This window comes from Chromobacterium fluminis (assembly GCF_011602385.1).
GTDB lineage: Bacteria > Pseudomonadota > Gammaproteobacteria > Burkholderiales > Chromobacteriaceae > Chromobacterium > Chromobacterium fluminis.
The window spans coordinates 1-25,852 of record NZ_JAAOMA010000058.1 but is presented as its reverse complement, the minus strand read 5'-3'; the positions used below and the strand labels follow the sequence as shown (position 1 = coordinate 25,852).

General features: G+C 67.3%; 23 protein-coding genes. 11 read left to right on the top strand and 12 right to left on the bottom strand.

From position 1 onward, the window contains the following. Together HA052_RS24515 and HA052_RS24510 are read left to right on the top strand one after the other, a co-directional pair. Nucleotides 1-558 (top strand): cysteine hydrolase family protein (locus HA052_RS24515; protein WP_346774587.1); only part of this gene is annotated, 558 nt, incomplete at its 5' end. A gap of 21 nt (nucleotides 559-579) precedes the next feature. After that, nucleotides 580-972: a VOC family protein gene (locus HA052_RS24510; RefSeq protein WP_166454021.1), complete on the top strand. Its 393-nt coding sequence runs from the start codon at nucleotides 580-582 to the stop codon at nucleotides 970-972. A gap of 354 nt (nucleotides 973-1,326) precedes the next feature. Here the strand turns inward: HA052_RS24510 and HA052_RS24505 are convergent, their stop codons facing one another. From HA052_RS24505 to HA052_RS24450, 12 genes are read right to left on the bottom strand one after another with little or no spacing between them, the layout of a single operon-like run. Then, complete coding sequence (locus tag HA052_RS24505; protein ID WP_166454020.1) at nucleotides 1,327-2,733, bottom strand: lipid II flippase MurJ; 1,407 nt, start codon at nucleotides 2,731-2,733, stop codon at nucleotides 1,327-1,329. 13 nt (nucleotides 2,734-2,746) lie between these two features. Continuing rightward, on the bottom strand, nucleotides 2,747-3,610 hold the full coding sequence (locus tag HA052_RS24500; protein WP_166454019.1) for an acyltransferase: 864 nt from the start codon (nucleotides 3,608-3,610) through the stop codon (nucleotides 2,747-2,749). Beyond that, the gene (locus HA052_RS24495) at nucleotides 3,607-5,031 is read right to left on the bottom strand and encodes an O-antigen ligase family protein (protein WP_206119041.1); all 1,425 of its coding nucleotides are present in this window, start codon (nucleotides 5,029-5,031) and stop codon (nucleotides 3,607-3,609) included. The genes HA052_RS24500 and HA052_RS24495 overlap by 4 nt, the downstream gene beginning before the upstream one ends. Then, complete coding sequence (locus HA052_RS24490) at nucleotides 5,028-6,131, bottom strand: glycosyltransferase family 4 protein (RefSeq protein WP_166454018.1); 1,104 nt, start codon at nucleotides 6,129-6,131, stop codon at nucleotides 5,028-5,030. The genes HA052_RS24495 and HA052_RS24490 overlap by 4 nt, the downstream gene beginning before the upstream one ends. Next, the gene (locus HA052_RS24485) at nucleotides 6,115-7,356 is read right to left on the bottom strand and encodes a glycosyltransferase (protein ID WP_206119040.1); all 1,242 of its coding nucleotides are present in this window, start codon (nucleotides 7,354-7,356) and stop codon (nucleotides 6,115-6,117) included. The genes HA052_RS24490 and HA052_RS24485 overlap by 17 nt, the downstream gene beginning before the upstream one ends. Beyond that, nucleotides 7,353-8,684 (bottom strand): cellulase family glycosylhydrolase, encoded by a 1,332-nt coding sequence (locus tag HA052_RS24480; protein WP_166454017.1) that lies wholly within the window; start codon nucleotides 8,682-8,684, stop codon nucleotides 7,353-7,355. The genes HA052_RS24485 and HA052_RS24480 overlap by 4 nt, the downstream gene beginning before the upstream one ends. Next, nucleotides 8,677-9,861: a glycosyltransferase gene (locus tag HA052_RS24475; RefSeq protein ID WP_166454016.1), complete on the bottom strand. Its 1,185-nt coding sequence runs from the start codon at nucleotides 9,859-9,861 to the stop codon at nucleotides 8,677-8,679. The genes HA052_RS24480 and HA052_RS24475 overlap by 8 nt, the downstream gene beginning before the upstream one ends. Further along, nucleotides 9,858-11,852: a GumC family protein gene (locus tag HA052_RS24470; RefSeq protein WP_166454015.1), complete on the bottom strand. Its 1,995-nt coding sequence runs from the start codon at nucleotides 11,850-11,852 to the stop codon at nucleotides 9,858-9,860. Before HA052_RS24470 ends, HA052_RS24475 begins: the two co-directional genes overlap by 4 nt. Nucleotides 11,853-11,879: 27 nt before the next feature. Next, entirely contained in the window at nucleotides 11,880-12,686 is an 807-nt protein-coding gene (locus HA052_RS24465; RefSeq protein WP_166454014.1) for a polysaccharide biosynthesis/export family protein, read from the bottom strand. Between the two features lie 5 nt (nucleotides 12,687-12,691). Next, nucleotides 12,692-13,606, bottom strand: a complete 915-nt coding sequence (locus tag HA052_RS24460; protein ID WP_166454013.1) for a glycosyltransferase — start codon at nucleotides 13,604-13,606, stop codon at nucleotides 12,692-12,694. After that, nucleotides 13,603-15,066 (bottom strand): mannose-1-phosphate guanylyltransferase/mannose-6-phosphate isomerase, encoded by a 1,464-nt coding sequence (locus HA052_RS24455; protein WP_166454012.1) that lies wholly within the window; start codon nucleotides 15,064-15,066, stop codon nucleotides 13,603-13,605. Before HA052_RS24455 ends, HA052_RS24460 begins: the two co-directional genes overlap by 4 nt. A 7-nt stretch (nucleotides 15,067-15,073) precedes the next feature. Then, nucleotides 15,074-16,507 (bottom strand): undecaprenyl-phosphate glucose phosphotransferase, encoded by a 1,434-nt coding sequence (locus HA052_RS24450; protein ID WP_206119039.1) that lies wholly within the window; start codon nucleotides 16,505-16,507, stop codon nucleotides 15,074-15,076. 237 nt (nucleotides 16,508-16,744) lie between these two features. Between HA052_RS24450 and HA052_RS24445 the strand changes: the two genes are divergently transcribed. From HA052_RS24445 to HA052_RS24405, 9 genes are all read left to right on the top strand, one after another. Then, the gene (locus tag HA052_RS24445; RefSeq protein WP_019101069.1) at nucleotides 16,745-16,924 is read left to right on the top strand and encodes a DUF3460 family protein; all 180 of its coding nucleotides are present in this window, start codon (nucleotides 16,745-16,747) and stop codon (nucleotides 16,922-16,924) included. A gap of 63 nt (nucleotides 16,925-16,987) precedes the next feature. Then, the gene (locus HA052_RS24440; protein WP_166454010.1) at nucleotides 16,988-17,656 is read left to right on the top strand and encodes a class I SAM-dependent methyltransferase; all 669 of its coding nucleotides are present in this window, start codon (nucleotides 16,988-16,990) and stop codon (nucleotides 17,654-17,656) included. Between the two features lie 122 nt (nucleotides 17,657-17,778). Beyond that, a complete protein-coding gene (locus HA052_RS24435) occupies nucleotides 17,779-18,189 on the top strand; it encodes a biopolymer transporter ExbD (protein ID WP_048408166.1) in 411 nt (136 codons plus the stop codon). Beyond that, nucleotides 18,186-19,055 (top strand): energy transducer TonB, encoded by an 870-nt coding sequence (locus tag HA052_RS24430; RefSeq protein ID WP_166454009.1) that lies wholly within the window; start codon nucleotides 18,186-18,188, stop codon nucleotides 19,053-19,055. Before HA052_RS24435 ends, HA052_RS24430 begins: the two co-directional genes overlap by 4 nt. A 74-nt stretch (nucleotides 19,056-19,129) precedes the next feature. Further along, nucleotides 19,130-20,419: a Tol-Pal system beta propeller repeat protein TolB gene (tolB, locus tag HA052_RS24425; RefSeq protein WP_166454008.1), complete on the top strand. Its 1,290-nt coding sequence runs from the start codon at nucleotides 19,130-19,132 to the stop codon at nucleotides 20,417-20,419. Nucleotides 20,420-20,433: 14 nt separating this feature from the next. After that, nucleotides 20,434-20,961, top strand: coding sequence for a peptidoglycan-associated lipoprotein Pal (gene pal / locus HA052_RS24420; protein WP_166454007.1), 528 nt, complete (start codon nucleotides 20,434-20,436; stop codon nucleotides 20,959-20,961). 315 nt (nucleotides 20,962-21,276) lie between these two features. Beyond that, nucleotides 21,277-22,020: a tol-pal system protein YbgF gene (gene ybgF, locus HA052_RS24415; RefSeq protein WP_019102119.1), complete on the top strand. Its 744-nt coding sequence runs from the start codon at nucleotides 21,277-21,279 to the stop codon at nucleotides 22,018-22,020. A 333-nt stretch (nucleotides 22,021-22,353) separates the two neighbouring features. After that, a complete protein-coding gene (locus HA052_RS24410; protein ID WP_166454006.1) occupies nucleotides 22,354-24,021 on the top strand; it encodes an RCC1 domain-containing protein in 1,668 nt (555 codons plus the stop codon). A gap of 27 nt (nucleotides 24,022-24,048) precedes the next feature. Continuing rightward, on the top strand, nucleotides 24,049-25,527 hold the full coding sequence (locus HA052_RS24405) for a S8 family peptidase (RefSeq protein ID WP_166454005.1): 1,479 nt from the start codon (nucleotides 24,049-24,051) through the stop codon (nucleotides 25,525-25,527). Nucleotides 25,528-25,852 lie beyond the last annotated feature (325 nt).

The window sequence follows — 25,852 nt, the reverse complement described above, 5'->3', positions numbered from 1 at the left end:
GCCATGCACAACGCCCCCGCCCTCATCATCATCGACATGCAACAAGGCATGAGCCGCCCCGAAGCCGGCCCGCGCAACAACCCCCAGGCCGAAGCCAATATCGCCCAACTGCTGAACGCCTGGCGCCAGGCCGGCGCGCCGCTGGTCCACGTCCGCCACATCTCCCGCACCCCCGGCTCGCCGTTCTGGCCCGGACAGCCCGGCGTCGAATTCCAACCGGCGCTGGCCCCGCTGGCGAGCGAACACGTGATGGAAAAGAACGTGCCGGACGCCTTCGCCCACAGCAGCCTGGAACGCTGGCTGCGCGTGCGCGGCATCGAACAACTGCTCATCGTCGGCGTCAGCACCAACAACTCGGTGGAAGCCACCGCCCGCAGCGCCGGCAACCTCGGCTTCCGCACCCTGGTGGCCGCCGACGCCTGCTTCGCCTTCGACAAAGTGGACTACGCCGGCACACCCCGCAGCGCAGATGAAGTGCACGCCATGGCACTGGCCAATCTGGACGGCGAGTACGCCCATATCGTTCAATGCGCCGATATGTTGCGGCAGCTGCAATAAACCCTGATCAGGAGCCCAACCATGCAATTCGCCTACACCATTCTCTATGTCTCCGACGTCGCCGCCTCGCTGGCCTTCTTTGAAAACGCCTTCGGCCTGAAGCGCCGCTTCTTGCATGAATCCGGCGATTACGGCGAGCTGGACACCGGCGCCACCGCGCTGGCTTTCGCCGCCCATCCGCTGGGCCGGATGAATCTGCCGGAAGGCTATGTGGCGGCGGACGCCTCGCCGTTGCCCCTGGGCATGGAGATCGCGCTGGTGACCGACGACGTGGCCGCCGCCCACGCCCAGGCCTTGCGCCACGGCGGCGTTGAACTGCAAGCGCCGTCGCTCAAGCCCTGGGGCCAGACGGTGTCCCATTTGCGTTGTCCGGATGGCTTGCTGGTGGAGTTGTGCTCGCCCATTTCCACCTAAGAACCTGTTCACGATCTTTGTTAAGTACGTTGAGGCGTTGCGTAGATACGCTGGAAACCTCGTATTCGACGCGCCCCCACTCCCTTCAAGCCTGCCGACGGGTGGCAGGCCCGAGGTCTTAAGCGGCTGCCTGTTCGAGCAGCGCGACGTTAGCGCGCTGCGAGTTCAGCCGCGCCTCGGGCCTGACGGGTCCCGGAGGGAAGCCGCAGGCCAGGCTTGCAGGGCGGCCTTTGGGGTGAAGGGGAATTTGGCCGAGCAAATTCCCCTTCCTGCCCGGCGGGCAGCCCCGGTAATCAAAATCATCATCCGCGCAGCGGATTCAATGCTTTGGCCAATACTTCAAATCAGAAAAGATCATGAACCGGCTCTAAAACGCCAGCCCAGTCCCAACAGCAGCACCGCCCCGGTCAGCGTGGCCAGCGCCAGTTGCGGCCACGGGCTGGAGCCCCGCAGCGGGAACAGCAGCAGGCCGGCGACGGCCAGCGGTACGGACGCCGCCAGGCCCTGACGCGCCAGTCTTGGCAACAGGCCCTGTCCCAAGCGGGCGGCGAGCAGGCCGCCGGTCAGCCACACCCCCGCCAAGGCGGCCAGCGCCAGGCCCGGCAAGCCCAGCCAGCGCGGCAGCGTCAGCAGCAGCGCCGCGCTCAGCGCGCTGCCCGCCAGTTCCAGCAGCATCGGCCCGCGGGTATCGCCGCCGGCGTAGCAATAGCGCGCCAACAAGGCGTTCCAGGCGCCGAACACAATGCCCGGCGCGTACAGCGCCAGCAGCAGCGGCAGGCTGCTCGCCGCCAGCCCGGCCGGCAGCAACAAGGCCACCAGCGCCGGCGCGGCGCCGATCAAACCGGCCGCCGCCGGCAGGGTCAACAGGGTGCAGGCGGCCAGGCCGCTGTCCAGCATCCGCAGCCGGTCCGCGCCCAGCGCCCCGCTCATCTTGCTCAACAGCACTTGGTTCAAACTCATCAGCGCGATCAGCGGCAGATTGATCAGCTTGCGCGCCAGGTTGAGCAGGGTAATCGTCCCCTCGCCCAGCAGCGAAGCGGCCACGCGCTCCAGCAGGCCCAGGCCCTGGCTGGCGGCGCCGCTGGCCAGCAAGGGCCACAGCAGCCGCCAGACCTGGCCGGCTTCGCCGCGGCCGGCGCGCAGCCAGGGCCGCCAGCCCAGCCGCCAGTTGCCGGGCAGCAGCGCCGCCGCCATCAACAGGCTGCCGACAAGAAAGCATTGCGCCAGCGTGGCCGCCTCCGCGGCCGGCCCGGCCCAGTACAGGTATGACACCGCAGGCAGATTGAACAGCAGCGACCCCAAGCCGGCCAACAGGAAGCGGCCCTGAGCTTGCAGCGGCGCCGCCAGCGCCGCCTGGGCCAACAGGCCGGGCGCCAGCCAGGCCAGCCAGCGCAGCGCGGCGGCGGCCTGCGCCGCGTAAGCGGCGTCGACGCCGGGCGCCAGCGCGCGCGTCAGCCACGGCGCGGCCAGGCTCAAGAGCGCGGCCAGGCCCAGGCCAAGGCCTAGCCAGTGGCGCAGTTGGCCGGCCAGCCAGGCGCCGCGCCGCGCCGGCGTCTGCGCTTGCCACAAAGGCAGCAAAGCGGCGGACAGCAAGCCGCCCGCCAGCAGAGTGCGCAGCGCTTCCGGCAGGAACATCGCCACCAGAAAGGCGTCGCTGCGCCCGCCGGCCCCCCAGGCGGCCACCAACAGCCACTCGCGGGCGAAACCGGCCAGCAGGCCGGCCAGCGTGGCCAGGGTCAATAAGGCGGCGGGACCGAACATGGGCTCAATGTCATTAGTGGAACAGGGTGAACAGCCCTTTGCCGCCCACCTTGTAGTTGAGATCGCGCGGCCGTTCGCCCATGGGCTTGGCGCCGCTGCCGCCGACGATCTTGTACGGCGCCACTTCCTTGCCCACCACGGTGTTGGCGGTGACCACCGCGCCGCGGCCGATCCGCGCGCCGTGGCCGATCAGCGCGCCGGTGGCGATCCAGGCGTAGTCGTCGATATACACTGGCGCCGACACCGACCAGAATTCCGGCGCGCTCAGGTCGTGGCTGCCGGCGATGATTTTGGCGTAGGAGGCAATGGCGACGTGATCGCCAATGATCAGCCCGGCGCGGGCGTCCAGCAGGCAATGCCAGGCCACGCAGCTGTCCGCACCTATCACCAGATTGTTGACCCCCAGCACCTCAGTGGTGCGCCACACGCTGGAGCCCTTGCCGATGCGCGCGCCGCCCAGGCGCAGCCAGGCCAGCCGCAGATGATGGGACGGCAGCTTGTTGATCAGGATGTTGTAGCACTGCTCCCAGGCGCGCAGCCAACGATCCTTGAAAGTGGGCCAGTTGAGGCCGTAGCGCGGCACCAGCTGGGTGGGCACTTCGTCGCGCAACAGCGCGTAGAAGCGGCTCGCCAAGGGGTGCGGGATGCGGCTTTCCATATCCACGGAGACGATGGAGACGCGCGGTTCGGCGGCGTCGCCCTCTTCGAAAGCCACGTTGTTGGCCAGCATCCAGTCGTAGGCGGCGGCCAGTTCCGCCGCCGGAGCGCCGAGGCGCGCGGCGTAACCGTCCAGGCGCTCGCGCAGCGCGCTGCTGTGATAGATGCGGTGACGTAGCGTCAGCGCCGGCGGCTCGGGGGGAAGATCGGTCGGGTTCATCGCGGTTTCGCTTTCGGATCAAGAGGCGCCGGGCCTGTCGGCGCGGCGGGAGTCAACAGCGAGTCGCCGCGGCCGGCCAGCCGACGCGCCGCTTGCAGATTGACGCCCATCAGCAGCCAGAACAGACCGATCAGCACCATGGTGAAGCTGTAATAGTGGTCGAACAGGCCGGTGAGCAGCGCCGCCAGCAAACCGGACAGGGTGCCGAGCCAGATGGCGCGCTCCGGGTCCAACTCGGACAAGGGGCCGCGCGGCCGCGCCTCGCGCCACCAGGCGACGGTGACGGCGACGAACAGCAACATGCCGGGCACGCCCAGCTTGTAGACGAAGTTGAGCCACAGATTGGAGATGCCGAGCAGGCCGCTGTCCGGCGGCGGCGGATCCACCTTGAAGCCCAGGCCCAGCGGGTAAGCGCGCACCGCGTCGGGGAAGCGACGGTATTCGTCCATGCGCACCTCGGTGCTGGCGTTGCTGGCGGAAAACGTGGTGGCCAGGCGTTCCTGCAAGGGCGGATAGAACAAGACCAGGGCCAGGCCCAGCGCCGCGGCCAGGCCGATGATGCGGCCGGCGTGCGGCGCGCGCCGCCAGCTCAGCCAAAGCAAGACCAGCGCCAGGCTGACGATGGCCCCGCGCGAGATGCTGAACAACAGGCCGGCCGCGCCCAGCAGCGCCACCGTCAGCCCCAGCAAGCGCCGCCAGCCGCGCTGCGTCAGACCGTAGAAGAAAGCCAGCGGCAGGAAGAGCGCCAGCGCGCCGCCGGTGAGATTGGGATGCACCCAGGGCGAGGCCATGCGGGTGTAGTTGGCGGAGAAGATGTCGCGCACCGCTTCCGGGTGGGCGTAGCGCAGCTTCTCCAGCACCGGGATGAAACTGTTGGCGTCGCGGTCCTTGAGGAAGTAGCCGATGGACAGCAGCAGCATGGCCAGCGTGCCCAGCAGCAGCATCACGATCAGACGGTCGCGGCTGCGCTCGTCCGGCAGCAACAGCGGGGCCAGGAACAAGGCGGACAGATTGAGCAGCCAGCGCGCCCAGTTGACCGGGCCGTTGCCGTCGGCCTGCACCATCAGCTGTCCCGCCAAAAACGGCAGCAGGCTGAAGGCCATCAGCCACAGCAAGCGCCGTTCGACGCGGCCGCTCGGCCATTGCAGGAGGCCGACGGCCAAGCGCGGCAGCGCGCCCAGCCAGGCCAGGCCCAACAGCGCCTCGGATACAGTGACGCGCACGCCCAGTTGCACCGTGGAATAGGGCGTCAGGGTGGCGGCGAAGCCGAACAAAACCAGGCCCAGCAGCGGCGCGCGCAGCACGGCGACCCCGGCGCAGGCGGCGGCCAGCGCCAGCGCGGCGGCGGCCGGGCTGAAGGTCAGCAAGCCGCCGAACAATAGCCCGCAGGCCAGGGCGAGCGCGCGGTTCAGCGGCGTCATGCCAGCAGCCGGTCCAATAGCTGATCCACGCGGCGGCGATAGGCGTCCATATCGTAGCGGCGCGCCCAGGCGCGGTTGGCGTCGACGGAATCGCCCGGCCCGGCGGCGGCCAGCTTAAGCATCAAGGCTTGCAGTTCGCCTGCGTCGTTGGGGGCGAAGCGCGCCGCTTGCGGCGGCGCGACCTCGTCCAGCGCCGAGCCGGTGGCCACCGCCACCGGCGTGCCTTGCGCCAGCGCCTCGATCACCGGCAGGCCGAAGCCTTCCGCGTAGGACGGTTGCCACAGCCGCTCCGCCGCCGCGTACACCGCGCTCAGCATGGCGTCGTCCAGATCGCTGAGCCAGATCAGGCCGTCCAGCCGCCGCAGCTCCGCCGGCAGGTCTTCCGGCCGCGCCACCAGCGCCAGCGCCGGCAGGTCCGGCTGGCGCTGGCGCGCCTTGCGCCATTGCTCAACGAACCAGGGCATGTTCTTGCGCGGCTCGCGCGCGCCCACCGCCAGCCAGTAGCGCGCCGGCAGCGAGACCGGCAGCGCCGCGGCCGGCGCGGCCGGCTGCGGCACCGCGTTGGGCAGCAGCGCCAGCTTGGCGCGCTGGCGCGGGAACAACCGCGCGGCGGCGTCGGCGGTGAATTGCGACGGCGTCCATATCGCGTCGGCGCGCTGCAAGGAGCGCGCGGTGCCGGCCCAATCGATCACGCGGTAAGCCAGCGCGCGCAGCAGACTGACGTGGTAGTTGTCCAGGGTCAGCTGGAACACATCGTGCAGCAGCATGGCGTAGCGCACGTCGCCGGGCGCGCGCCAGGGCGGCAGGCCGGTGTTGGCGGTGGCGATGTAAAGGTCCAGCCGGCGAGCGCGGATGGCCCGCGGCAAAAAACGGCATTCGAAGTGCCAGCGCTCGCGCGGGCGGTGCAGTCCGTCCGTCGGGCTGGGCCGGGCCGGGCATTCGGCCAGCCGCCGGTGGGGATGGTCTGCCGGACAGGCGGTGAAGCGCAGCACTTCCACGTTCGGCCGCGCCGCCAACGCGGCTTCCAGCGCCAACACTTGCCGCGCGATGCCGGAGCGCGGCGCGGCGGTGACCGGACGGTAATCAATTCCGATGCGCATGTCTCAGCTCCCGGTACAAGGTTTCCAGCTGGTCGGCGGCGATGGCCCAGTCGTGCCGTCTCCTCACGTATTCCCGCCCGGCCGCGCCCAGGCTGGCGGCGCGCTCCGGCCGGCTCAGCAGCGCGGCGGCGGCCTCGGCCAGTTGCTCGGCGTCGTCGCCCCGCAGGTAATCGCTGTCGGGCCGCAGGTCCAGCCCGGACGCGCCCTGCGGCGTGCTCAGCAGCGCCAGGCCGGCGGCCAGCGCCTCCAGCACTTTGAGCTTGGAGCCTCCGCCCTGGCGCAGCCCGGCGATGAAGGCGGCGGCGCGGCGCTGCTGCGTCGACAGCTCCGGCACAAAGCCCAGCCACTCTAGCCGCTCGTCCGCCCAGCGCTGCGCCCAGTCTTCCGGCATCGCATAACCGCATATCGCCAGCCGCGCTCGCGGCAGCCGCCGCCACAGCCTCGGCATCACTTCCTCCGCCAGCCAGACGACGGCGTCGCGGTTAGGCGGGTATTCGAAATTGCCGACGAAGAGCAGGCGCTGGCTGGCGTAATCCGGACGCACTTCGGCGAAGGCGTCGGCGTCCACCCCGTTGATCACCACGTCCACCAGCCGGCCGCTGTGCTGGGCCATCGCCGCGGCGTCCTCCCAGGTGACGGCGGCGACGCGCTCGGCGGCGTTCAGCGCCAGGGCCGCCCAGCGCCGGTAACGCCAGCGGTCCCACCATACAAAGGGCGCGCACCAGCGCGGCAGGTGCTGATAGGTGGCCGCGCCCAGCTCGGATTCGACATTGTGCTCGGTCAGCAGGAAAGGCTGGCCGCGGCGGCCCAACGCTTCCAGAAAGGGCTGCAAGCCGTAACTGTGCTCGATTTGCACCACGTCCCAAGGTTGGCGCAGCAGACCGTCGAAGGTCCGGCTCAAGTCCGGCGACAGGCCGTTGACGCTGGCCAGCAGCGGATACGGGCCCAGCGCGGCGGCCAGCAGCGTCAGCGGGTGTTTCAGCGGCCGGCGCGGCAGCACGATCAGCCGTTCGACGATGCCTTCCAGCTGGCGGCGACAGGCGTCGCTGGCCGGTTCCTTGCTTTGCACCAGCAGGGTGATGCGATGGCCGCGCGCCGCCAGCGCGCGCAGCAGCTGGAACTGACGCAGCTTGCCCCCGCTGGTGGTGGGCCAGGGCAGATAAGGCAGGGTCCACAGAATGCGCAACGGCGGGCAGCCCCCAAGAGAAAGGGAGGCCGGCTTCATTCTCGCCACTCCAGGATTTGCAGCTGCGGCTTCACCGCCACGCTCAGGCTGTCTCCGGCGGCGCTCAACGTGGCACTGCTTCCGTTCAGCGGCTGGCTCAGCGTGGCGCGGGCGATGCCGGGCAAGCGCGCCGCGCCGCCGCTCGCGCTCCAGAACATCCACAAATGCGCGCCGTCCGGCTTGCGCCAGGCGATGCTGTACAAGCCGTCCGGCGCGGCGTCCAGACGCGGCGGCGGTGTCGGCTCCAGCCGCGGGCCGGTAATGGCGAGGAAGCGCGCCAGGGCCTTGTAGGCGGGCTTGGGCTTGCCGTCGAGATCCAGCAAGCCGTAGCCGCGGTCGCGCGCGCTGGCGCGCTGGTCCAGATCGGACAAGGCGAACAGGAAGACGCGGTCGTAATCCAGCGCGCTCATCAAGGCCAGCCGTCGCAATAGATAATCCGCCTGGCCGTCGCGGCCGATGATGTCCTGCTCCTCCTTGGGCCCGACGTAGCTGGACCAGCCCCATTCGGTGGCCCAGATCCCCGGCGCTTTGACCTGACGAAGCCGGGCGTTGATCTGTTGCGCGCGCAGCACGAAGTCCCGCGTTTTAGGATCGTCGCCCTCCGGCTGCTGGCTGTACGGGTGGTAGGCGACGATGGTTTTCAGGTTCAGGCTTCCCTTCTTGCCCAGCTCCTCCAGCATCAGCCCGCCGCGCACCGGCATCTGGCTGTAATAGGCCATGCCGGCCATCACCACCGGTTTGCCCGGCGCAGCGGCGCGCAGCGCTTCGGCGCTGGCCTGCAACAAGCGGCCGTAACCTTCCGGGCTGGGCAGCGGCCGCCAGAAGCCAGGCAGATTGGGTTCGTTCCACACCTGCCAGGCGTCCACCGACGGATAGCGCCGCGCCAACATGGCCATGCGCTTGGCGAACACCTTGTCGTCCTTGGGCGGGTACTGGTCGCTGGAACCAAGCAGCGGCGGCACGCTGCTGGCGAAGGGCGCCGACCCCACCAAGTAAAATACCGATTTGAGCTTCTGCGTCTTCAGCGTGTCCACCAGTTGATCCAACGGCGCGAACACAAATTGGTTTTCCTTGGGCTCGTGGCGATCCCAATGCAGGTCCACGCGCACCCAGTTCAGGCCCAGCGACTTGAGCTGCTGCATCTGGCGCTGGTATTGCGGCGGCGTGAACCACAGGAAATGCGCGTTGACGCCAAGGAAATCGCGCCACACCACCGGCCGGCCGGCGGTCAGCTCGGTGGTTTCGGCGCGCGGGCCGGCCGCGGCCAAACCCAGGACCGCCGCCAGAACCCACATCCGCCGCGCCGCGCCGCCGCGCGCGCTAGCCATGCGCTCTCTCCCGCAGCACGGTCTGAAACAATTGCAGAAATTGCGTCGCCACACGGGGCCAAGCGCGTTCCCGCCCCAAGCTCCGCGCCTGCTCGCTGTGCTGGCGCAAACGCTCCGGCTGACGCAGCAGGCCGCTCAAGGTCCGGGCCAGCGCCGCGCTGTCGCCCCGGGCGTACACCGCGCCGTTGCCAAAGGAAACCTCCTCGGCCAGGGCGCGCGCGTCGGAACAGACCACGCCGCGGCCACAGGCCACCGCCCAGGACAGCGCGCCGCTGGCGCCGCACATCCGACCCAGCAAGGCCAGCTTCCACGATTCCCGATACGGCAGCACCATGGCGTGATTGGCCTGGATCAGGCCGGGAATCTCGGGCGCCGGCAGGTCCGGCCGCCATTCCAACATATCCCGGTGCAGCCCCAGCAGGATGGCTTGCTGGCGCAGGGATTCCAGATAAGAACCGGAGCGGCCGAAGGCGACGTCCGGCGCCACGCCGCCCGCCAGGGTCAGCCTCACCCGGTCGCGGGTGTCCGGTTCTTGCTGCAGCAGCGCCAGCGCGTCCAGCACATCCTCAATGCCCTTGCCCTGGTAGATGTAGCCGAAGTACAGCAAGCGCAGCGGCCCTTGCGGCGGCAGGGCCGGCAAAGGCTGGGCGGCGATTTCGCAATTGCCGTGCGCGATGTGGAACACCCGCCCGTCCGGCAGCCGCATCCGCCGGGCCAGGCGCTCCGCGCCGATGGTCGTCAGCGTCACCAACCGGGTCAAGCGCCGGGCCAGCCGCCGCTCTCGCGCCAGCGTCAGCGGCGTGGCCAGCAAGGCGGCGGCCTGGCCAAGCGGCCGCGGCAAGCGCCGCGACAAGCCGGGCGGCCGCCAGACCAGGCGTTCCGGGTCATGAACGGTGGCGGTCAGCCTCAGCTCCGGCCGATGGCGCGCCAGCCACTCCAGCGCCATGAACTCGCCGCAGCGGCCGCCTCCCAGCTCCGCGTGCACCAAGTCGAAATCGCGCCAATTCACGTTCTGCATCTGCCAGGACAGTTCCAGAGCGTTGCGCGCCAGCGGCTGCCCGCCCAGCGGGGAGACGACGCTGACGCCTTCGTTTTCCAAAGCCCGGCGCCAGGCGTCGGCATAGTCGGCAATGCCGTTCTGCTCCGACGGCAGCGGGGCCAACAGGGCGATCTTCATCGGCCTTCTCCTTTCCAGCGCGCCGCGCGTTTCAGCACGGCGGCGGGGATTTCAAAACGGCGGCGGTTGAGCACGATGCCGTCCACCTGTCCAAACGCGGCGCCGAGGATGGCCAGCGCGTTTTCCACCACCGGCGCCGTGGAGGCGCGCGCCTCCACCACCAGCAGGATCAGATCGGCGCGCTTCAACTGCACGAAGGCCTGTTGATTGTCGAGCAGCGCCGGCGCCTCGATCAGCGCCACTTCGCCGGGGCCGACACGCGCGTCGCCGGCGGCCAGCCGCGCCGGCACGCCTCGCTCGGCCAACACGCGCAGGAACTGGCTGGCGATGAAGCTGACGCCCTCTCCGCGCCGCGACGACGCCAGACCGATGACCAGGCCGTCCCGCGCCATCTTGTCGGCCGGCAGTTGGCTGTAAAGGCGATAGACGCTGGCTTCGAAGGCCGGAGGCGGGGTTTGGCCCGGCTCCAATTCCATCAGCGTGCTCCACAGCGGCACGCCGAAACGGCGCTCAACGCCCCCGCCGTCGTGAATGCGCTGGTCCAGCAGGTAGCACAGGTAGAGCGCGAACAGGCCCACCGCCAAGCCGGCCGGCACCGCGGCCAACAGAATGGCCAGGCTCTTGGGAAACACGCGCGCCGGGCTAAAGGTGGCTTGCTCGATCACCGCGATATTGCTGATGCGGCTGTTGTCCAGCTCGCGGTCGATGCGCGCTTTTTCCAGACTGTCGCGGTAGAGCAGGTAGTTCTTTTCCGCCACCGCCAGATTGCGCTCCAACCGCGACAGTTCCGGCTCCACGCTCAGAATGCGCGCGCGCTCGTCCTTCAGCGCGGCGATGGCCTTGTCGTAAGCCGCCACCTTGGCCTTTAGCTCGCCGGCGCGCATGCCGCGCTCCAGCTTGCCGCGCTCCAGCAGGTTGACGAGGTCGCTGGGCACGCGGTTTTCCGAGCGCTGCACCGTGTTTTTTTCGCGCGCGATCAAGGCCTTGAGCGCGGCGATGTTTTCGTCCAGTTCGCGGATGGGCGGCGCGTCCGGCAGATAAGTCTTGAGCTTGTCCAGCCGCTCCAGCTCCAGGCCGTTGAGCTTGAGCTTGAGATCCTGCTGCGCCGGATTCAGGCTCAGTTCGCGCTCCTTGGTGATTTCGCGCGGCAGCTTGCCGCCGCTGGCCTGGGCATTGGCGATGCCGCCCTGCGCCGCCATCCAGTCCGCCTGGTCGGCGCTGCGCGCCGCCTCCAGCTTGTTGAGCTGGTCGGTGAGGCTGTCCAGCCTCTCCTTGGAACTGATACCGTCGATCTGGCGCAATTGCTGGCCGATGCGCTCCTTGTAGCCGGCGATCTGCTCGGCCAGCTTGCCGCTCTCGGTTTCGTAAAACGCGTACAGGCTTTTGCGGCCCAGCGCGCGGCTGCGCTCGTCGATGTACAAGGACAGCCACTTGGCCAGCACTTGCTGCGCCACCGCCGGATCGTCCCAGCTGAAAGCGATTTCCATCACCGCGGAGCCGCTCTGATGGCTGACGCTGAACTGTTTTTCCAGTCTGGCGGCCAGCCGCTCTTGCGGGGTCTGCGTTTCCACCACCCCGATCAGGGCCAGCGCGTCGCGCACCCCGTCCAACACCGTGGCGGCGGCCTGCTTCGCCTGATACTTGAAGGTTTGCCACCAGCCTTGCGGCGGCTGAGAGCGCATTTCGTTCAGGTAGTAGTCGGCGACTTGGTGAATGATGGGACGGCCGGTCAGCAGCTTTTCCTCATCCACGATGGGATCGCGCTGGGTGCTGGGCGCCACCAGCGTTTGGCGGTCGGCGTATTCGATCGGCAGCGTGCTGGTGTCGCGGCCGGGCTTGACCAGCAGCCGCGCTTCGGATTCGTAGCGGGCCGGCAGCAAGAACGCGCCCAGCACCGCCACCAGCACGGTGGCGGCGAACGCCCATTTGAACTCCCGCCGGAAGATGAAGAACAGGCGGGCCAGATCGCGGAAGGAGCGGATTTCTATCATGTCGCTATCGTCGGTGCGGACCAGGGGCTAACCGCCGGCCTTGATGGTGGGGTTGTTCTGGATGTTGACGTTGTTGCTGCCTTTGCCGCCCAGGTCGTAATTCAGGCCAATGCCTATCGCCTTGGAGAAGGGCAGCAGCTGATTGACGTACATGTCCACGCCTTCCACCGCCTTGCCGATGGCGGATTTGGGCACGAACACGATGTCGCCGCGTTGCAGCATGACGCCGCGCCGTCCGGCGGCAGGGTCCAGCATCCGCGCCAGATCGGTGAAATAGATCTGATACAGGCCGGTCTCGTCCATGCGCAGCAGCGCCACGTGCTCGCTGTCGGCGGACGGCAGCACGCCGCCGGCGCCGATCACCGCTTGTTCTATGCTGGCGGCGGCGCTCAGCTCAAAGGCGGACGGATTGCGCACCGCGCCGCCGACGAAGACGCGGTTGCCCGGCGCGATGGCGATGTTGACGGTGACTTGCGGCTGGCGGTACAGCGCGGACAGCCGGTCGGTGATCTCCGCCCCTATCTCCTCCGGCGTGCGGCCTCCGCCGCGGACCAGGCCGGCGTGGGGATAGGAAAAACTGCCGTCCGGACGCACGAAGAACAGCGCCATCTCGTCTTTTTCCGCCGGGGATTGCGCGTCGCGGACAATGCGCAGGGTGTCGCCGTTCATCACCCGGGTGACCGGCGGCGGCAATTGGCTGATGTCGCGCAGCGCCAGCTGCCGCGCTTCAACGGTCTTGGCGTCCGGCAGCGCGATGGTGCTGGGGGTGGAACAGGCCGTCAGTCCGCCCAGAACGGCAAACAACAGGACGGCGGCGAGTTTGACGGTGGTCATCGCATTCATTTCCAATAAGCGGGGAACATGCTGAGGCGGCGCTTGAGCGCGCGCGGCAGCCAACGTTCGACATGGCCCAGCCGATAGCCGGCCAGCTTGAGCGCGCAGCGCAGCAGCACTTCGGACTGCCGCCAGGGCTGGCCGGCGCGGCGAACCGTCTCCAGCTCCGAACGCACAAAGCGCCGCCCTTCCGCGCCGGCGCGGCCGAAGCGCTCGGCGATCCAGCGCTCGCGGCCGTAAAACACGCCGATGTCGAAATAGCGGCGCATTTCTTCCAACAGCCCGTAATCGTGCGAATGGTGGACGCAGGCGGCGGCCTCGTAGCGCACCGCCCAGCCGGCCAGCAGCATGCGGCCGGCGACGTGAGCGTCCTCGGAACCGATCACGTCCACGGGGAAACCGCCCACCTCGCGCAAGGCCTCGCGGCGATAGGCGGCGAAGGAGTCCGAACTGAAACAGGTCTTGATGCCCAGTTCGGCGGCGTCGGCCAGCCGCTTGGTGCGGCTGAACGGCGGGTAATTGAAGCGGCGCGCATGCGCGCCCAACAGGCCGGCGTCCGGCTGCGGCAGCTGGCGGCCGTAGGCGACGCCGATGTCGTCGTCCGCCAGCAGCGCGTCGCGCAAGCGGCGCAAGGCGTCGGGCCCGGCCGGGATGGCGTCCTGGGTCAGATAGATCAACACCTTGGCGTCGGTCAGCTCGCTGGCCAGCCGGCGCGTGCCGCCGTGATTGAAGTCCGCTGCGCGCACCGACACCACGCTGGCGCCGGCGGCCAACAGGCGCGCCCGGCTGCCGTCGCTGGACTCGCTGTCCAGCGCCAGCCATTCGTCCGGACGCAGGCTTTGCGCCGCCAGCGCCGGCAGCAGCCGGTCCAGATGGCGGCCGGCGTTGCGCACCGGCAGGATCAAGGCGGTGCGGCTCACGGCGCGGCCTCCGAGCGGCCGTAGTCGTCGGCGAAGCGCACAATGTCGTCCTCGCCCAGATATTCGCCGCTCTGCACCTCGATCAACACCAGGTCGATCAAGCCGGGGTTGCTCAATCTATGCGTTTCGCCGGCGGGAATGAAGGTGGATTCATTGGTATGCAGCAAGCGCTCTTCTTGGCCGTGGGTCACCATCGCGGTGCCGCTGACCACGATCCAGTGCTCGCTGCGGTGGTGGTGCATCTGCAAGGACAGCGACGCGCCCGGCTTCACCACGATGCGCTTGATCTTGTAGCGTTCGCTGTCCGCCAGCACGGTGTAATGGCCCCAGGGCCGCTGCGAGCTCAGATGCAGCCGCCAGGCAGGATGATTCTGGTCCTGCAGCCGCCGCGCCAGCTCGCGCACTTCCTGGCTGCGTCCGCGGTCGGCCACCAACAGGGCGTCCGGGGTGTCCACCACCGCCAGATTGTCCACGCCCAGCATCGCGATCAAGCGGCCGCGGCTCTGGATGAAGCAATCATGGCTGTCCCGCAGCAAGGCGTCGCCGCTGACGCGGTTGCCGTCCGCGTCGGCCGGAAACTGCTCGGCCAGGCTGTCCCAGTTGCCGATATCGCTCCAGCCCAATTCGCAGCGCACCACCGCCGCGGCGCGGGTGCGCTCCATGACCGCGTAATCGATGGAAATGTCCGGGCAGCGGCCAAAACGCTCGCGCTCCAGCGCCCGCAAGCGGTGGTCCGCGCTCTGGGACGCCGGGCTGTGCGCCAGGCAATCCCGCACCGCCGCCAACACGTCGGGCGCGTGTTCGGCCAGTTCCTCGCACAAAGCCGCGGCGGAAAAGCAGAACATGCCGCTGTTCCACAAATGACGGCCGCCGGCCAGATAGCCTTCGGCGGCGGCGAGGTCCGGCTTTTCCACGAAGCGAGCCACTTCCTGCCCGTCGACGCCGATCGCCGCGCCGGCCTCGATGTAGCCGAAACCGGTTTCCGCACGGCTGGGCGTCAAGCCGAAAACGACAATGCGTCCGTCGCCGGCCAGCCGCGCGGCTTTCTCCACCGCGGCGGCGAAGGCGGCTTCGTCGGCGATCAGATGATCCGCCGGCAGCGCCAACAGCAAGGGATTGGCCGCCGGTTCGCGCTCCAGCAGGTCCGCGGCGGCGGCCGCCAGCGCCGGCGCGGTGTTGCGCCCTTCCGGCTCCAACAGCAGCTCCAGCGCCAATCCGCCGGCGTTGACCGCCCGGCATTCGTCCAGGGTGCGCAGTTGCGCCTGTTGATTGGTGATGATCATCACCCGCCTCACCCCCGGCAGACGCGCGGCGCGCAGAAAGGCTTTTTGCAACAGGCTCTGATCGTCGGCCAAGCGGATGAAGGGTTTGGGGAACGCCTGCCGGGACACCGGCCACAGGCGGGTGCCGGCGCCGCCGGACACGATGCAGGGAATCAGTTCTGGAGTTTGGGCTTGCATGGCGGCCTCAATAGGCTTCGTCGGCCGACAACACGGCCGGCAGAGTGCGGATCAGAATGTAGGCGTCGAACCACAGCGACCAGTTCTCGATGTATTCGAGATCATGCGCCACCCGGCGCTCTATCTTGGCCAGCGTGTCGGTTTCGCCGCGGTAGCCGTTGACCTGGGCCCAGCCGGTAATGCCCGGCTTGACCCGGTGACGGGCGGAATACTCCGCCACCGCGTCTTCGAACAAGACGCCGGCGGCCTTGGTGGCGGTGGCGTGCGGACGCGGTCCCACCATGGACATGCTGCCGCCCAGCACATTGAGCAATTGCGGCAGCTCGTCCAGGCTGGTCTTGCGGATGAAACGACCGACGCGGGTCACGCGCGGGTCGCTGCGCGTGGTTTGCTCCTCGGCGTCGGCGTCGGTCCGCTCCACGTACATGGAGCGGAATTTGTAGACCTCGATCAGACGGTTGTTGTAGCCATAGCGCCTTTGCCGGAACAGCACCGGCCCCGGCGAATCCAGCTTGATCAACAGGGCGATCAGCAACATCAACGGCGCGGCCAGCGCCAGCGCGCAAACGGCGAGCAGCACATCCTCGCAGCGCTTGAGCAAGGGCGACCACCCCTTGAGGGGGCGCTCGGAAATATTGAACATCGGCAGCCCCGCCACCGCGGTCACTCTATGATGAGCGTGCCGCAAGCCCGCCATGTCCGGCGCCAGCAGCACCGTCACCGGCAAGCGCCGCAGCAAGCTGACCAAGTCCCCCATCCGTTTGACCGCCGCCCACGGCAACGCCACCAGGATTTGCTGCACCTCGCCCTCGCGCACCAGCGTCTCCAGCCGACGCATGCCGCCCAAATAAGGCAGACCGGCCATCGCGTGCTGCAAGCGGTCCGAGCGATCGTCCACAAAACCGATCACGCAGGCGCGGATGTCCGCGTTCTCTCTCAGAAAACCGGCCAGCAAATGCCCGCTGGCGGTACAGCCCAGAATCACCGTGCGTTGCAGGCCCACGCCACGGCGCACCAGCCGGCGACACCAAACGTGCACCAACAAACGCTGCGCCAGCAACAAGGCCAGCGTCGCCGTAAACCAGACCGGCCACAGCCGGTCCGGCAAGGCAGCCAAGGCCGGCGACAACCCGCGGGCCAGCCACAAGACCAAAAACAACATCACGCACGCCGCGGCCAAGGGCCGCAGGCGCAACTGACGCAAAAACATGCTTCCGCCGTAAACGCCCAGCGCCTGAAAAGACAGCAAAGCCAGCGCGCCGACCAGCAACAAGAGCTGTCCGGCCTGCCCGCGGGCGGCCGCGGCGGCCGGCTCAAGCAGCAGCAACACACAGCCGGGCGCCAGCACCATCGCCAGGTGCGTCAACCGGGCCAACAGCCGCAGATAGGTCAAGGTCTCGGGGTAGAACTGCACCAAGCCATCCACATTGCGAATTCGCATATTGCAAACCATTAAGTTTAATTTGATTAAACAAATCCACCTTTTCAGTTTAAAATTTTAATTTAATGTCTTTAAACCTTTTGCGCAATATCGCAGCAAAGCTCCCCCAGCGCAACCAGGATTTGCGCTGTACCTTGAAATCTGTTGTCAAAATGAATGTAAAGCGAAGTTGGCAGGCTGACTGCGCGGCGATTTATCGATTAAAATCACGACATCAGCCTTAGAAGGAACGATGCGATGTATCAGTCCGATTTCACCCAATTCATCAACGGCTTCCTGGAAGAACACCCGGAAGTGGACAGCCAGCGCCGCGAGCTGCGCCTGACCCTGTGGGACCGTCAATTGAACGCCGACGACCAGAAACGCTGGAAAGAATCCCGCGTTCCGCAACAGCCCTACGTTTACCAGCCGGAATAAACCCGGCTCCCCGCCTGACCCGACGCCCGCGCCGCGGGCGTTTCCGATTGCACTGCATACCCCATGACCAGCCGCACCCTGGCGCTAGACGGCGCCTTGCACGATTACCTGCTGAACATCAGCCTCAGCGAACATCCGGTGATGCGCGAGCTACGCGAATTCACCGCCACTCTCCGCCTGGCCAAGATGCAAATCGCGCCGGAACAAGGTCAGTTCATGGCCTGGCTGGCTCAACTGATAGGCGCGCGCCGCTATCTGGAGATCGGCGTGTTCACCGGCTACAGCTCGCTGGCGGTGACCTTGGCGATGCCGGCGGACAGCCGCACGCTGGCCTGCGACGTCAGCGAAACCTTCACCGCCGTCGCCCGCGACTACTGGACCCGCGCCGGCGTCGCCGATCGCATCGAACTGGTGCTGCAACCGGCGCTCGCCACCTTGCGCGAGCAACTGGCCGCCGGCCAGGCCGGCCAGTACGACCTGGCCTTCATCGACGCGGACAAGCCCGCCTACCGCGACTATTACGAGGCCTGCCTGCAACTGGTGCGCCCCGGCGGCGTGATCGCCATCGACAATATCTTCCTGTCCGGCCGCGTGGTGGAACCCAAGCCGGAAGACCCGCCCGGCGTGCACCTGATGCACGAATTCAACGCCAGCCTGAAGCACGACCCGCGCATCCGCATGTGCGTGCTGCCGGTGGGGGATGGGCTGACCCTGTGCACGCGGCTAGCCTGAGCGTCCCCAGGCCGGCGCCGCCATGAACTTTTCATGATCCGCCGCGGTCTGACCCGCTTACCCCGGACACCCGGCCGGAGCCCGGTGTATCATGACCGCTTGCCAACGCTAACAGACGCTCCATGCTCAATCGCCGTCCCCGCCGCCAGATGAACCAGATGAACGTCGTGCCTTACATCGACGTGATGCTGGTGCTGCTGGTCATCTTCATGGTGACCGCGCCAATGTTCACGCCCGGCGTGATCGAAGTGCCCAGCGTGTCCCAAGCCACCAGCATCGACACCCGTCCTCTGGAAGTGACCGTGGACGCCCAGGGCAAGATTCAACTGATAGACAACGACCGCAAGACCGACGTCGCCTCCGTCGCCGATCTTGCGGTGCAAATCCAGGCCTTGGGCGCGGCCGAGCGCCCGGTGGCCATCTCCGCCGACGCCAACCTCAAATACGCCGAGGTGGTGCAGATCGCCGACAAACTCCACCAGGCCGGCGTCAAGCGCGTAGCGCTGACGGTCAAGCAGCAGAAGCAGGGATGATGGCCGCAGTGTCCACCTCCCCGCGCCCTTGGTCGCTGATTGTCTCGGTGCTGCTGCACGTCGCCGTGGTCGGCTTGCTGCTGTGGGGCGGCTTCCACTCCCAAACCTTGCAGGAACAAGCGCCGGTGGCGCTGGAGCTGTGGACCACCGCGCCGCCGCCCCCCGCACCGAGCGTCGTGGCCCAACCCAAGCCCACGCCGGTGGTGGAGCCGCCGCGCCCCGTCGTGGCGGAGCCGCCGGCCGACGTCAATCTGGGCCGCCACAAAAAACCGCCGGAGCCTCCCAAGCTCAAACCGGAGCCCAAGCTCGAGCCTAAGCCGGAACCCAAGCCCGAGCCTGCGAAGAAGCCCGAACCCAAAAAAACGGACAAACCGGCCGAGAAAAAACCGGAGGCCAAAGCGCCGCCGGCGCCGGCCGCCAAGCCGCAAGCCAAACCCAAGCCGTCCAAAACCTACAATCCGGAGGCCGACGACCTGCTGGCCAGCCTGGACAGCCCCCGCACCAGCGGCAAGGCCAATGCGCGCAGCGATCAGGCCGGTTCGCCCAACGGCGTGGCCGGCGGCGCGTCCAACGGCTCGTCGACGGCCAAGGCCGGCTGGATCAGCCGGGTCAAAGCCAAAGTCACTCCGCTGGTGCAGGTGCCGCCGGAACTGAGCGGCAATCCCAAGGTAGTGTTGCAGGTCAGCCTGCTGCCCTCGCTGGAAGTGAACCGGGTTCAACTGCTGCAAAGCAGCGGCAGCAAGGCCTACGACGACGCGGTGCAAAGGGCGATCTGGGAAGCGAAAACCTTTCCGGCGCTGCCGCCCGGCGCTAATTTCAACGACGGCTACCGGCAGTTCAAAATGGAATTCCGTCCCAGGTCATAAGACGGGTCAAGCACAAGCCATGATGGAACGGCAGCGGCGTCGCCTCATGCCGATAGACTGATTCGAGGGAACTAATGTCCAGCTTTAAAACTCTGTTGAATATGCTGCTCGTCACGCTGGGCCTGATGGCCGCAGGCGGCGCGCAAGCGGAAATGACCATTGAGATCGTCGGCGGCGGGGCTAATCGCCACGCCATCGCCATCGCTCCGTTCAAGGACGAGGCCAACGCCCAGGGCGGCCTGGGTCCGGTGATCAAGAACGATCTGACGATTTCCGGCGCCTTCCGCATGGTGGACGCCGCCGGCGTGGCCAATGTGCCGTTTGAGCCCGCCGACATCCGTTACCCGCTGTGGCAGGCCGCCGGCGCGCAATCCGTCGCCATCGGCAAAGTGGAGGCGGCGGGAGGCGGCCAGCTGAAAATCAGTTTCCGGCTGATGGACGTCGCGCAGAAAAAACAACTGACCGGCGGCGAATTCACCGTCACCCCGGACCGCACACGCCAAGTGGCTCACGCGATCGCCGACATGATTTACGAGGCGATCACCGGCCAGAAAGGCTTCTTCAACACTCGCATCGTTTACGTGCTGAAGACCGGCGGCAGCTATCTGCTGCAAGTGGCGGACGTGGACGGCGGACGCGCCCAGACCATTCTGCGCTCCAGGGAGCCCATCATCTCCCCGAGCTGGAGTCCGGACGGCGGACGCATCGCCTACGTGTCGTTTGAAAGCAAGAAGCCGGTAGTCTGGGTGCAGAGCCTGGCCACCGGCCAGCGTTTCGCCGCCGCCAACTTCAAGGGCAGCAACTCCGCCCCGGCCTGGAGCCCGGACGGCAGCAAGCTGGCGGTGGTGCTGACCACCAGCGGCAATTCGCAGATTTACGTGATCAACGCCAACGGCGGCGGCTCGCGCAGGCTGATGTACAACGGCGGCATCGACACCGAGCCCACATGGAGCCCGGACGGCGGCAGCCTGTACTTCGTCTCCGACCGCGCCGGCGGCCCGCAGATCTACCGCGTGTCCGCCGATGGCGGCAACGCCCAGCGCGTCACTTGGGAAGGACGCTACAACGTGTCGCCCAAGGTGTCGCCGGACGGCAAGACCCTGAGTTACATCCGTCGCGAGGGAGGCAACTTCCGCGTGATGGCGCAAGACCTGGCCACCAACGACAGCCGCGCGCTGTCGGACGGCGGCTACAACGAACGCCCAAGCTTCGCCCCCAACGGCCGCATGGTGCTGTACGCCAGCGACGCAGGCGGCAAGAGCGTGTTGTACGCCGCCACCACGGATGGCAACAGCAAAGTGAAATTGGCCGTGATCAACGGCGATGTACAGGACCCGGCTTGGGGCCCATTTAATCGTCCTTAATTGGAGCTATAGATATGAACTGGAAACAACTCGTCCTCGGCACCGCCACCGTAACCCTGCTGGCCGCCTGCGCCAGCACCAAACCGGCCGACACCACCGCCGGCACGCAACAGCCCACCACGCCGCAGACCACCGCGCCGGTGGACACCGGCAGCGGCAACCAGAATCAGGTGTCCGTGGATCCCTTGAACGATCCCAATAGCCCGCTGGCCAAGCGCAGCGTCTACTTCGGCTTCGACTCCTCCTCCGTCGACGCCAACGGCAAGCCGGTAGTGGAAACCCACTCCGCCTACCTGAAGCAGAACGCGGACAAAAAAGTCATCATTCAGGGCAACACCGACGCCCGCGGCAGCCGCGAATACAACCTGGCCCTGGGTCAGCGCCGCGCCGAGAGCGTGAAGAAGGCGATGGAAGTGCTGGGCGCCAAGGAAAGCCAGCTGGAAGCGGTCAGCTTCGGCAAGGAAAAACCGCGCGCCACCGGCAACACCGACGCGGACTTCGCAGAGAACCGTCGCGCCGACATCGTGTACCAAGGCCACTAAGCCCACTGGGTCTGTTTACGACGCCGGCCCTCTGGGCCGGCTTTTAGAGCCTGTGCAAAGTCTCGCGAGCTAGAGCGAGACAAGGCGAAAACCGCTGAGAAAGCGGAATGTACACGTGGTACATGAGCATTTCGAATGCGGTTTTCAACGCCGTATCGCCGACGCACGGCAGACTTTGAACAGGCTTTTACAGCCGGACATCGGGCGGATGCGCTTTATCGCGCTTGCCGTTAAGATATCCGGCTGTATTCATTGCCACCCAACTCACAAGCGTCGTCCCCTCCGGGGCGGACGGCGGGACATCCCGGGACAACCATGAAACGGCTCACCCTTTGCAGCGCGCTGCTGCTGGTCCTCACCGGCTGCGCCACCACCGGCGATCTGGAAGAAACCCGCCGCCAGCTGGATCAAGTCAACCGCCAGGCCTCCACCCGGCTCAATGAAGTGGAAAGCAAGCTTTCCAATGAAAAGCTACTGGAAATGGTAAGCCAGCTGGAAACGATGAAGGCCGAAGTGGCCAAACTCCGCGGCGACGTGGAAGTGCTGAACTACAATCTGCAAACCACCCAAAAGCGCCAGAACGATCTGTACAACGATCTGGACGGCCGGCTGGGCCATCTGGAGAACAGCGGCGCCAAGCCTATGCCCGCCACGCACGGCGACGCCTCGGGCTCCGCGGACGGCGGCGCGGCCACCAGCCCGGATTACGACAAGGCGCTGAACTTGCTGCGCGCTCGCGACTTCGCCAAAGCCGCCGACGCGCTGCGCGGCTTCATCGAACAAAACCCGCAGGCGCCGCAAGTGGCTGAAGCCACTTACTGGCTGGGCGTGTCTCACACCGCCTTGCGCCAATACGACGCCGCCATCGACATCCACCGCCGCTTCGTCGAGCAATTTCCGGACAATCACTTCGCGCCGGAGGCCCTGCGCAATATCGGCAACTGCCAGCGCGATCTGGGCCAGATGGATCAGGCCAAAACCACTTACAAACGCCTGATCAAACTGTATCCCAAGACCGATTCCGCCCAGAAAGCGCGCCAGCAACTGGCAAAAATGTAACACCCCGGCCGGCTCCCTTCCGGCCCTCATGCCCCATTTTGACGCCAGCCCGCCGCGGCTGGCTTTGTCTTACGCGCCATTTTCTCCCCCTGCAAATAGCTGATTTTTCAACAAAAAATTAAAACACAAATAATTATAACCACTGGTTATCGACACTCCGCACCAAAATAGCGCATTGCTTCCTCTTTTCCATCCGCTTTTCCTCCCGCTTCCTCTTGCCTTGTCCATGCGTTTTCTCTACCAAACATGCTTACCGCATGACAATATATTCATTCTGGGTTTAAACCCAGGATAAAAACACAAACGACAAGATATACAAAGGAGTGACCCGTGATGAGAACCACACAAGCAAGCGGAACCCAATGGTTCCGGCTTGGCGCTATCGCCGTGGGCGTAGCGCTGATCGGCGGCCTGTCCGGCTGCGAAGACGACGGCAGCGGCAGCCAGCCCGGCGACGGCTCCAGCCATCATGGCGGCAGCGGCCGCCTGGCGGTGGACATCTTCGGCAACCGCGGCGGCGTGCTGACCGCGGTGCCCAGCGGCCTGTGCCTGGGCCAGCCGCGCGTGCAGTGGAGCAATGGCGCCCGCGGCTTCAGCGCCGAAGACAGCGCGCCGGACCAGCCGCTGACCGCCACCGTCAGCTGCGCGCTGACCAGCGCCAGCCAGACCCTGGTGCCGCAGAACGTGTTCAGCGCGCCGTCGGTGTTCGCCGTGCTGAAGGCGGACCGCACGCTGGCGGTCTGGGGCAGCCGCCGCCTGGGCGGCGACACCTCCGCCCTGCCCGCCCAACCCAATGACGTAGTGGCGGTGGCCGGCAATGAACGCGCGATGGCCGCGCTGCAGGCCGACGGCACCGTCGTCGGCTGGGGCCGCGCCGGCTCCGGCGCCAGCTTCGCCGGCCCGGTGGGCATAGGCAGCGCCGACTCCACTTCGCCGGTGGCGCCGCTGAACAAAGTGTCCAAACTGTGGCCCACCAAACGCGGCTTCGTCGCCCTCAACGGCGACGGCAGCGCCACCAGCTGGGGCAATATCGAAACCACCTTCGACGGCAACGGCGGCTCCAAATCCATCTCCTCCTACTTCGACGCCGCCCGACTGGCCGCGCTGAAGGACGTCGCCAGCGTCAGCCACAACCTGGGCGCGGTGGCGCTGCTGAAGAAGGACGGCAGCGTGCTCGCCTTCGGCGACCCCAACTCCGGCGGCGACGCCTCGCCGCTGGCCGCCAAACTCAACAACGTGGCCAGCATCGCCGCCACGGACTACAACTTCGCCGCGCTGAAAAAAGACGGCAGCGTGGTGGTGTGGGGCCTGAACTGGGACGGCCAGACCAGCGACTACTACGACGGCAGCGAACCCATGCCCGCCGGCGTCAGCGCCGTGCAGACCAACCTCAACGTCTTCGCCGCGCTGAAGCAGGACGGCAGCGTCGCCACCATAGGCAGCGCCTACTTCGACCGCGGCGCCGACACCGGCCCGGTGGCCGGCAACCTGGCGGGCGTGGCCAAACTCTACGCCAGCAAGACCGCCTTCGCCGCCTTGCGCAAGGACGGCAGCGTGGTCACCTGGGGCGACAGCGCCCGCAACGACGCCAGCGGCGTGCAACACCAGCTCAACCGCGTGCGCGCCATCGCCTCCACCGAGCTGGCCTTCGCCGCGCTGCGTCAGGACGGCAGCGTTGTGACCTGGGGCGACGAACTGCGCGGCGGCGACAGCAGCGCCGTGCGGCACCGCCTGCGCGATGTGGTGGCCGTGTTCGCCAACGACTACGCCTTCGCCGCCTTGAAGGCCGACGGCAGCGTGGTCACCTGGGGCGCGCCCACCCACGGCGGCGACAGCTCCGCCGTCCGCTCGCGCCTGGTCAATATCCGCGCCATTTACAGCACCCCGCTCGGCGGCTTCCTCGCCGTGGCCAAGGACGGCAAGTTCGTCGCCTGGGGCAGCCCATCCGCCGGCGGCAATGCCCCGGCCGGCCTCGCCGCCATCCCCTACGTCAAGAACTAAGTCCCCGACGCACTGGAGCAACAGAATATGAACCGCAAAACCTCGCTGTCCCTGCTGACCGCCGCGCTGCTGGCCGGCGCCGGCGCTGAAATCGCGATGGCCGCGCCCTCCGCCGCCGGCATCACCGGCATCATCGTCAAATACCACAGCGTCTCCCAGCTGCAACTGACCCAGGCTCGCATCGCTAACGGCGGCCGCGCGCCGTCCAGCCGCCCGGCGGATTTCGCCTCCCGCACCCAACGCGTGCAGCAACTGAGCGGCAGCCCGCTGCAGTTCCATCACCAGATGGGCACCGGCGCCTACGTCTATCAAAGCGGCAAGGCGATGAGCGTGGCCGAAGCCCAAACCCTGGCGCGCAAAATCCAGCAAGACCCGGCGGTGGAATACGCCGAACCGGACTTCGTCATGAGCCCCAACTACCTGCCCAGCAGCCCGCTGTACGCCGGCAAGCAATGGGATATGCAGGCCAGCGCCGGCGAACCAGGCGCGATGAACCTGCCCTCCGCCTGGGACCTGTCGCTGGGCGCCGGCGTCACCGTGGCGGTGCTGGACACCGGCTACCGTCCGCACGCGGACCTCAAACCCAATCTGCTGGAGCCGGGCTACAACTTCATCTCCGACGCCAAGCGCGCGCGCCTGCCGGCGGTGGCGCAAACCAACGCCGACGGCAGCCCGCTCCTGGACAGCAACGGCCAGCCGGTGCAAAGCGCGCGCACCAATAACGGCCAGGATCAGGGCGATTACAGCGACGGCAGTCTGTGCCGCGCCGGCAACAGCAGCTGGCACGGCACTCACGTGGCCGGCACCATCGCCGCGGCCGCCGGCGACGCCAACGGCCTGACCGGCGTGGCGCCCAAGGCCAAGCTGCTGCCGCTGCGCGTGCTGGGACAGTGCGGCGGCGCCAGCTCGGACATCGCCGACGCCATGCTGTGGGCGGTGGGCGCCACCGTGCCCGGCGCGCCGATCAACGCCAATGTAGCGCGGGTGCTGAGCATGTCGCTGGGCGGCGCTCAGCCTTGCAGCCGCACCTATCGCGACGCCATCCAGCAGGTCAACGCCCGCAACGGCGTGGTGGTGGTGGCCGCCGGCAACGCGATGAAGAACGTGCGCAACACCAACCCGGCCAGCTGCCCCGGCGTGATCACCGTAGCCTCCAACGGCAAATCCGGCGGCATCGCCTCCTACTCCAACTACGGCGCGATCACCACCGTCACCGCGCCCGGCGGCGACCTCAACAGCGGCGACCCCGGCATCTATTCCACGCTGAACAGCGGTACTACCGTGCCGGGAGCGGACAGCTACGCCGCCTTCCAGGGCACCTCCATGGCCACGCCCCACGTGGCCGGCCTGGTGGCGCTGATGCTGTCCTCCAACCCCAGCCTCAACTGGAAAGCGGTGCGCAACATCCTGATCAAGACCGCGCGCCCACCGGCGGCGGATTGCGAAGGTTGCTCCGCCGGCATCACCGACGCCGCCGCCGCGGTGCGCGCGGCCAAAGCCAACTAAGCCCATCGGCGGTCCGCGCTTGTTTGCTGACCGCCGGTTCGCTTGCGGCTTCCTTTCCCTGCACACGGGAACCTGCCGCCGCGGCTCTGGCCCCAAGCCGGACGGCGGCGGCTTTTTTCCCAACGCTTTATTAAGGCGCGTTTACGATCTCGCGAACCAAGGCGAGACAAGGCGTTGCGGCTGAAAAAGCGGAATGTACGCGTGGTACATGAGCATTTCGAAGCCGTACTCCCCGTGCAACGCTCCACAACGCGCAGCAGATCGTAAACAGGTTCTTAGGTATCATTCAGTATCCAAACCCATCCCGCCGCGAGCCCCCATGTCC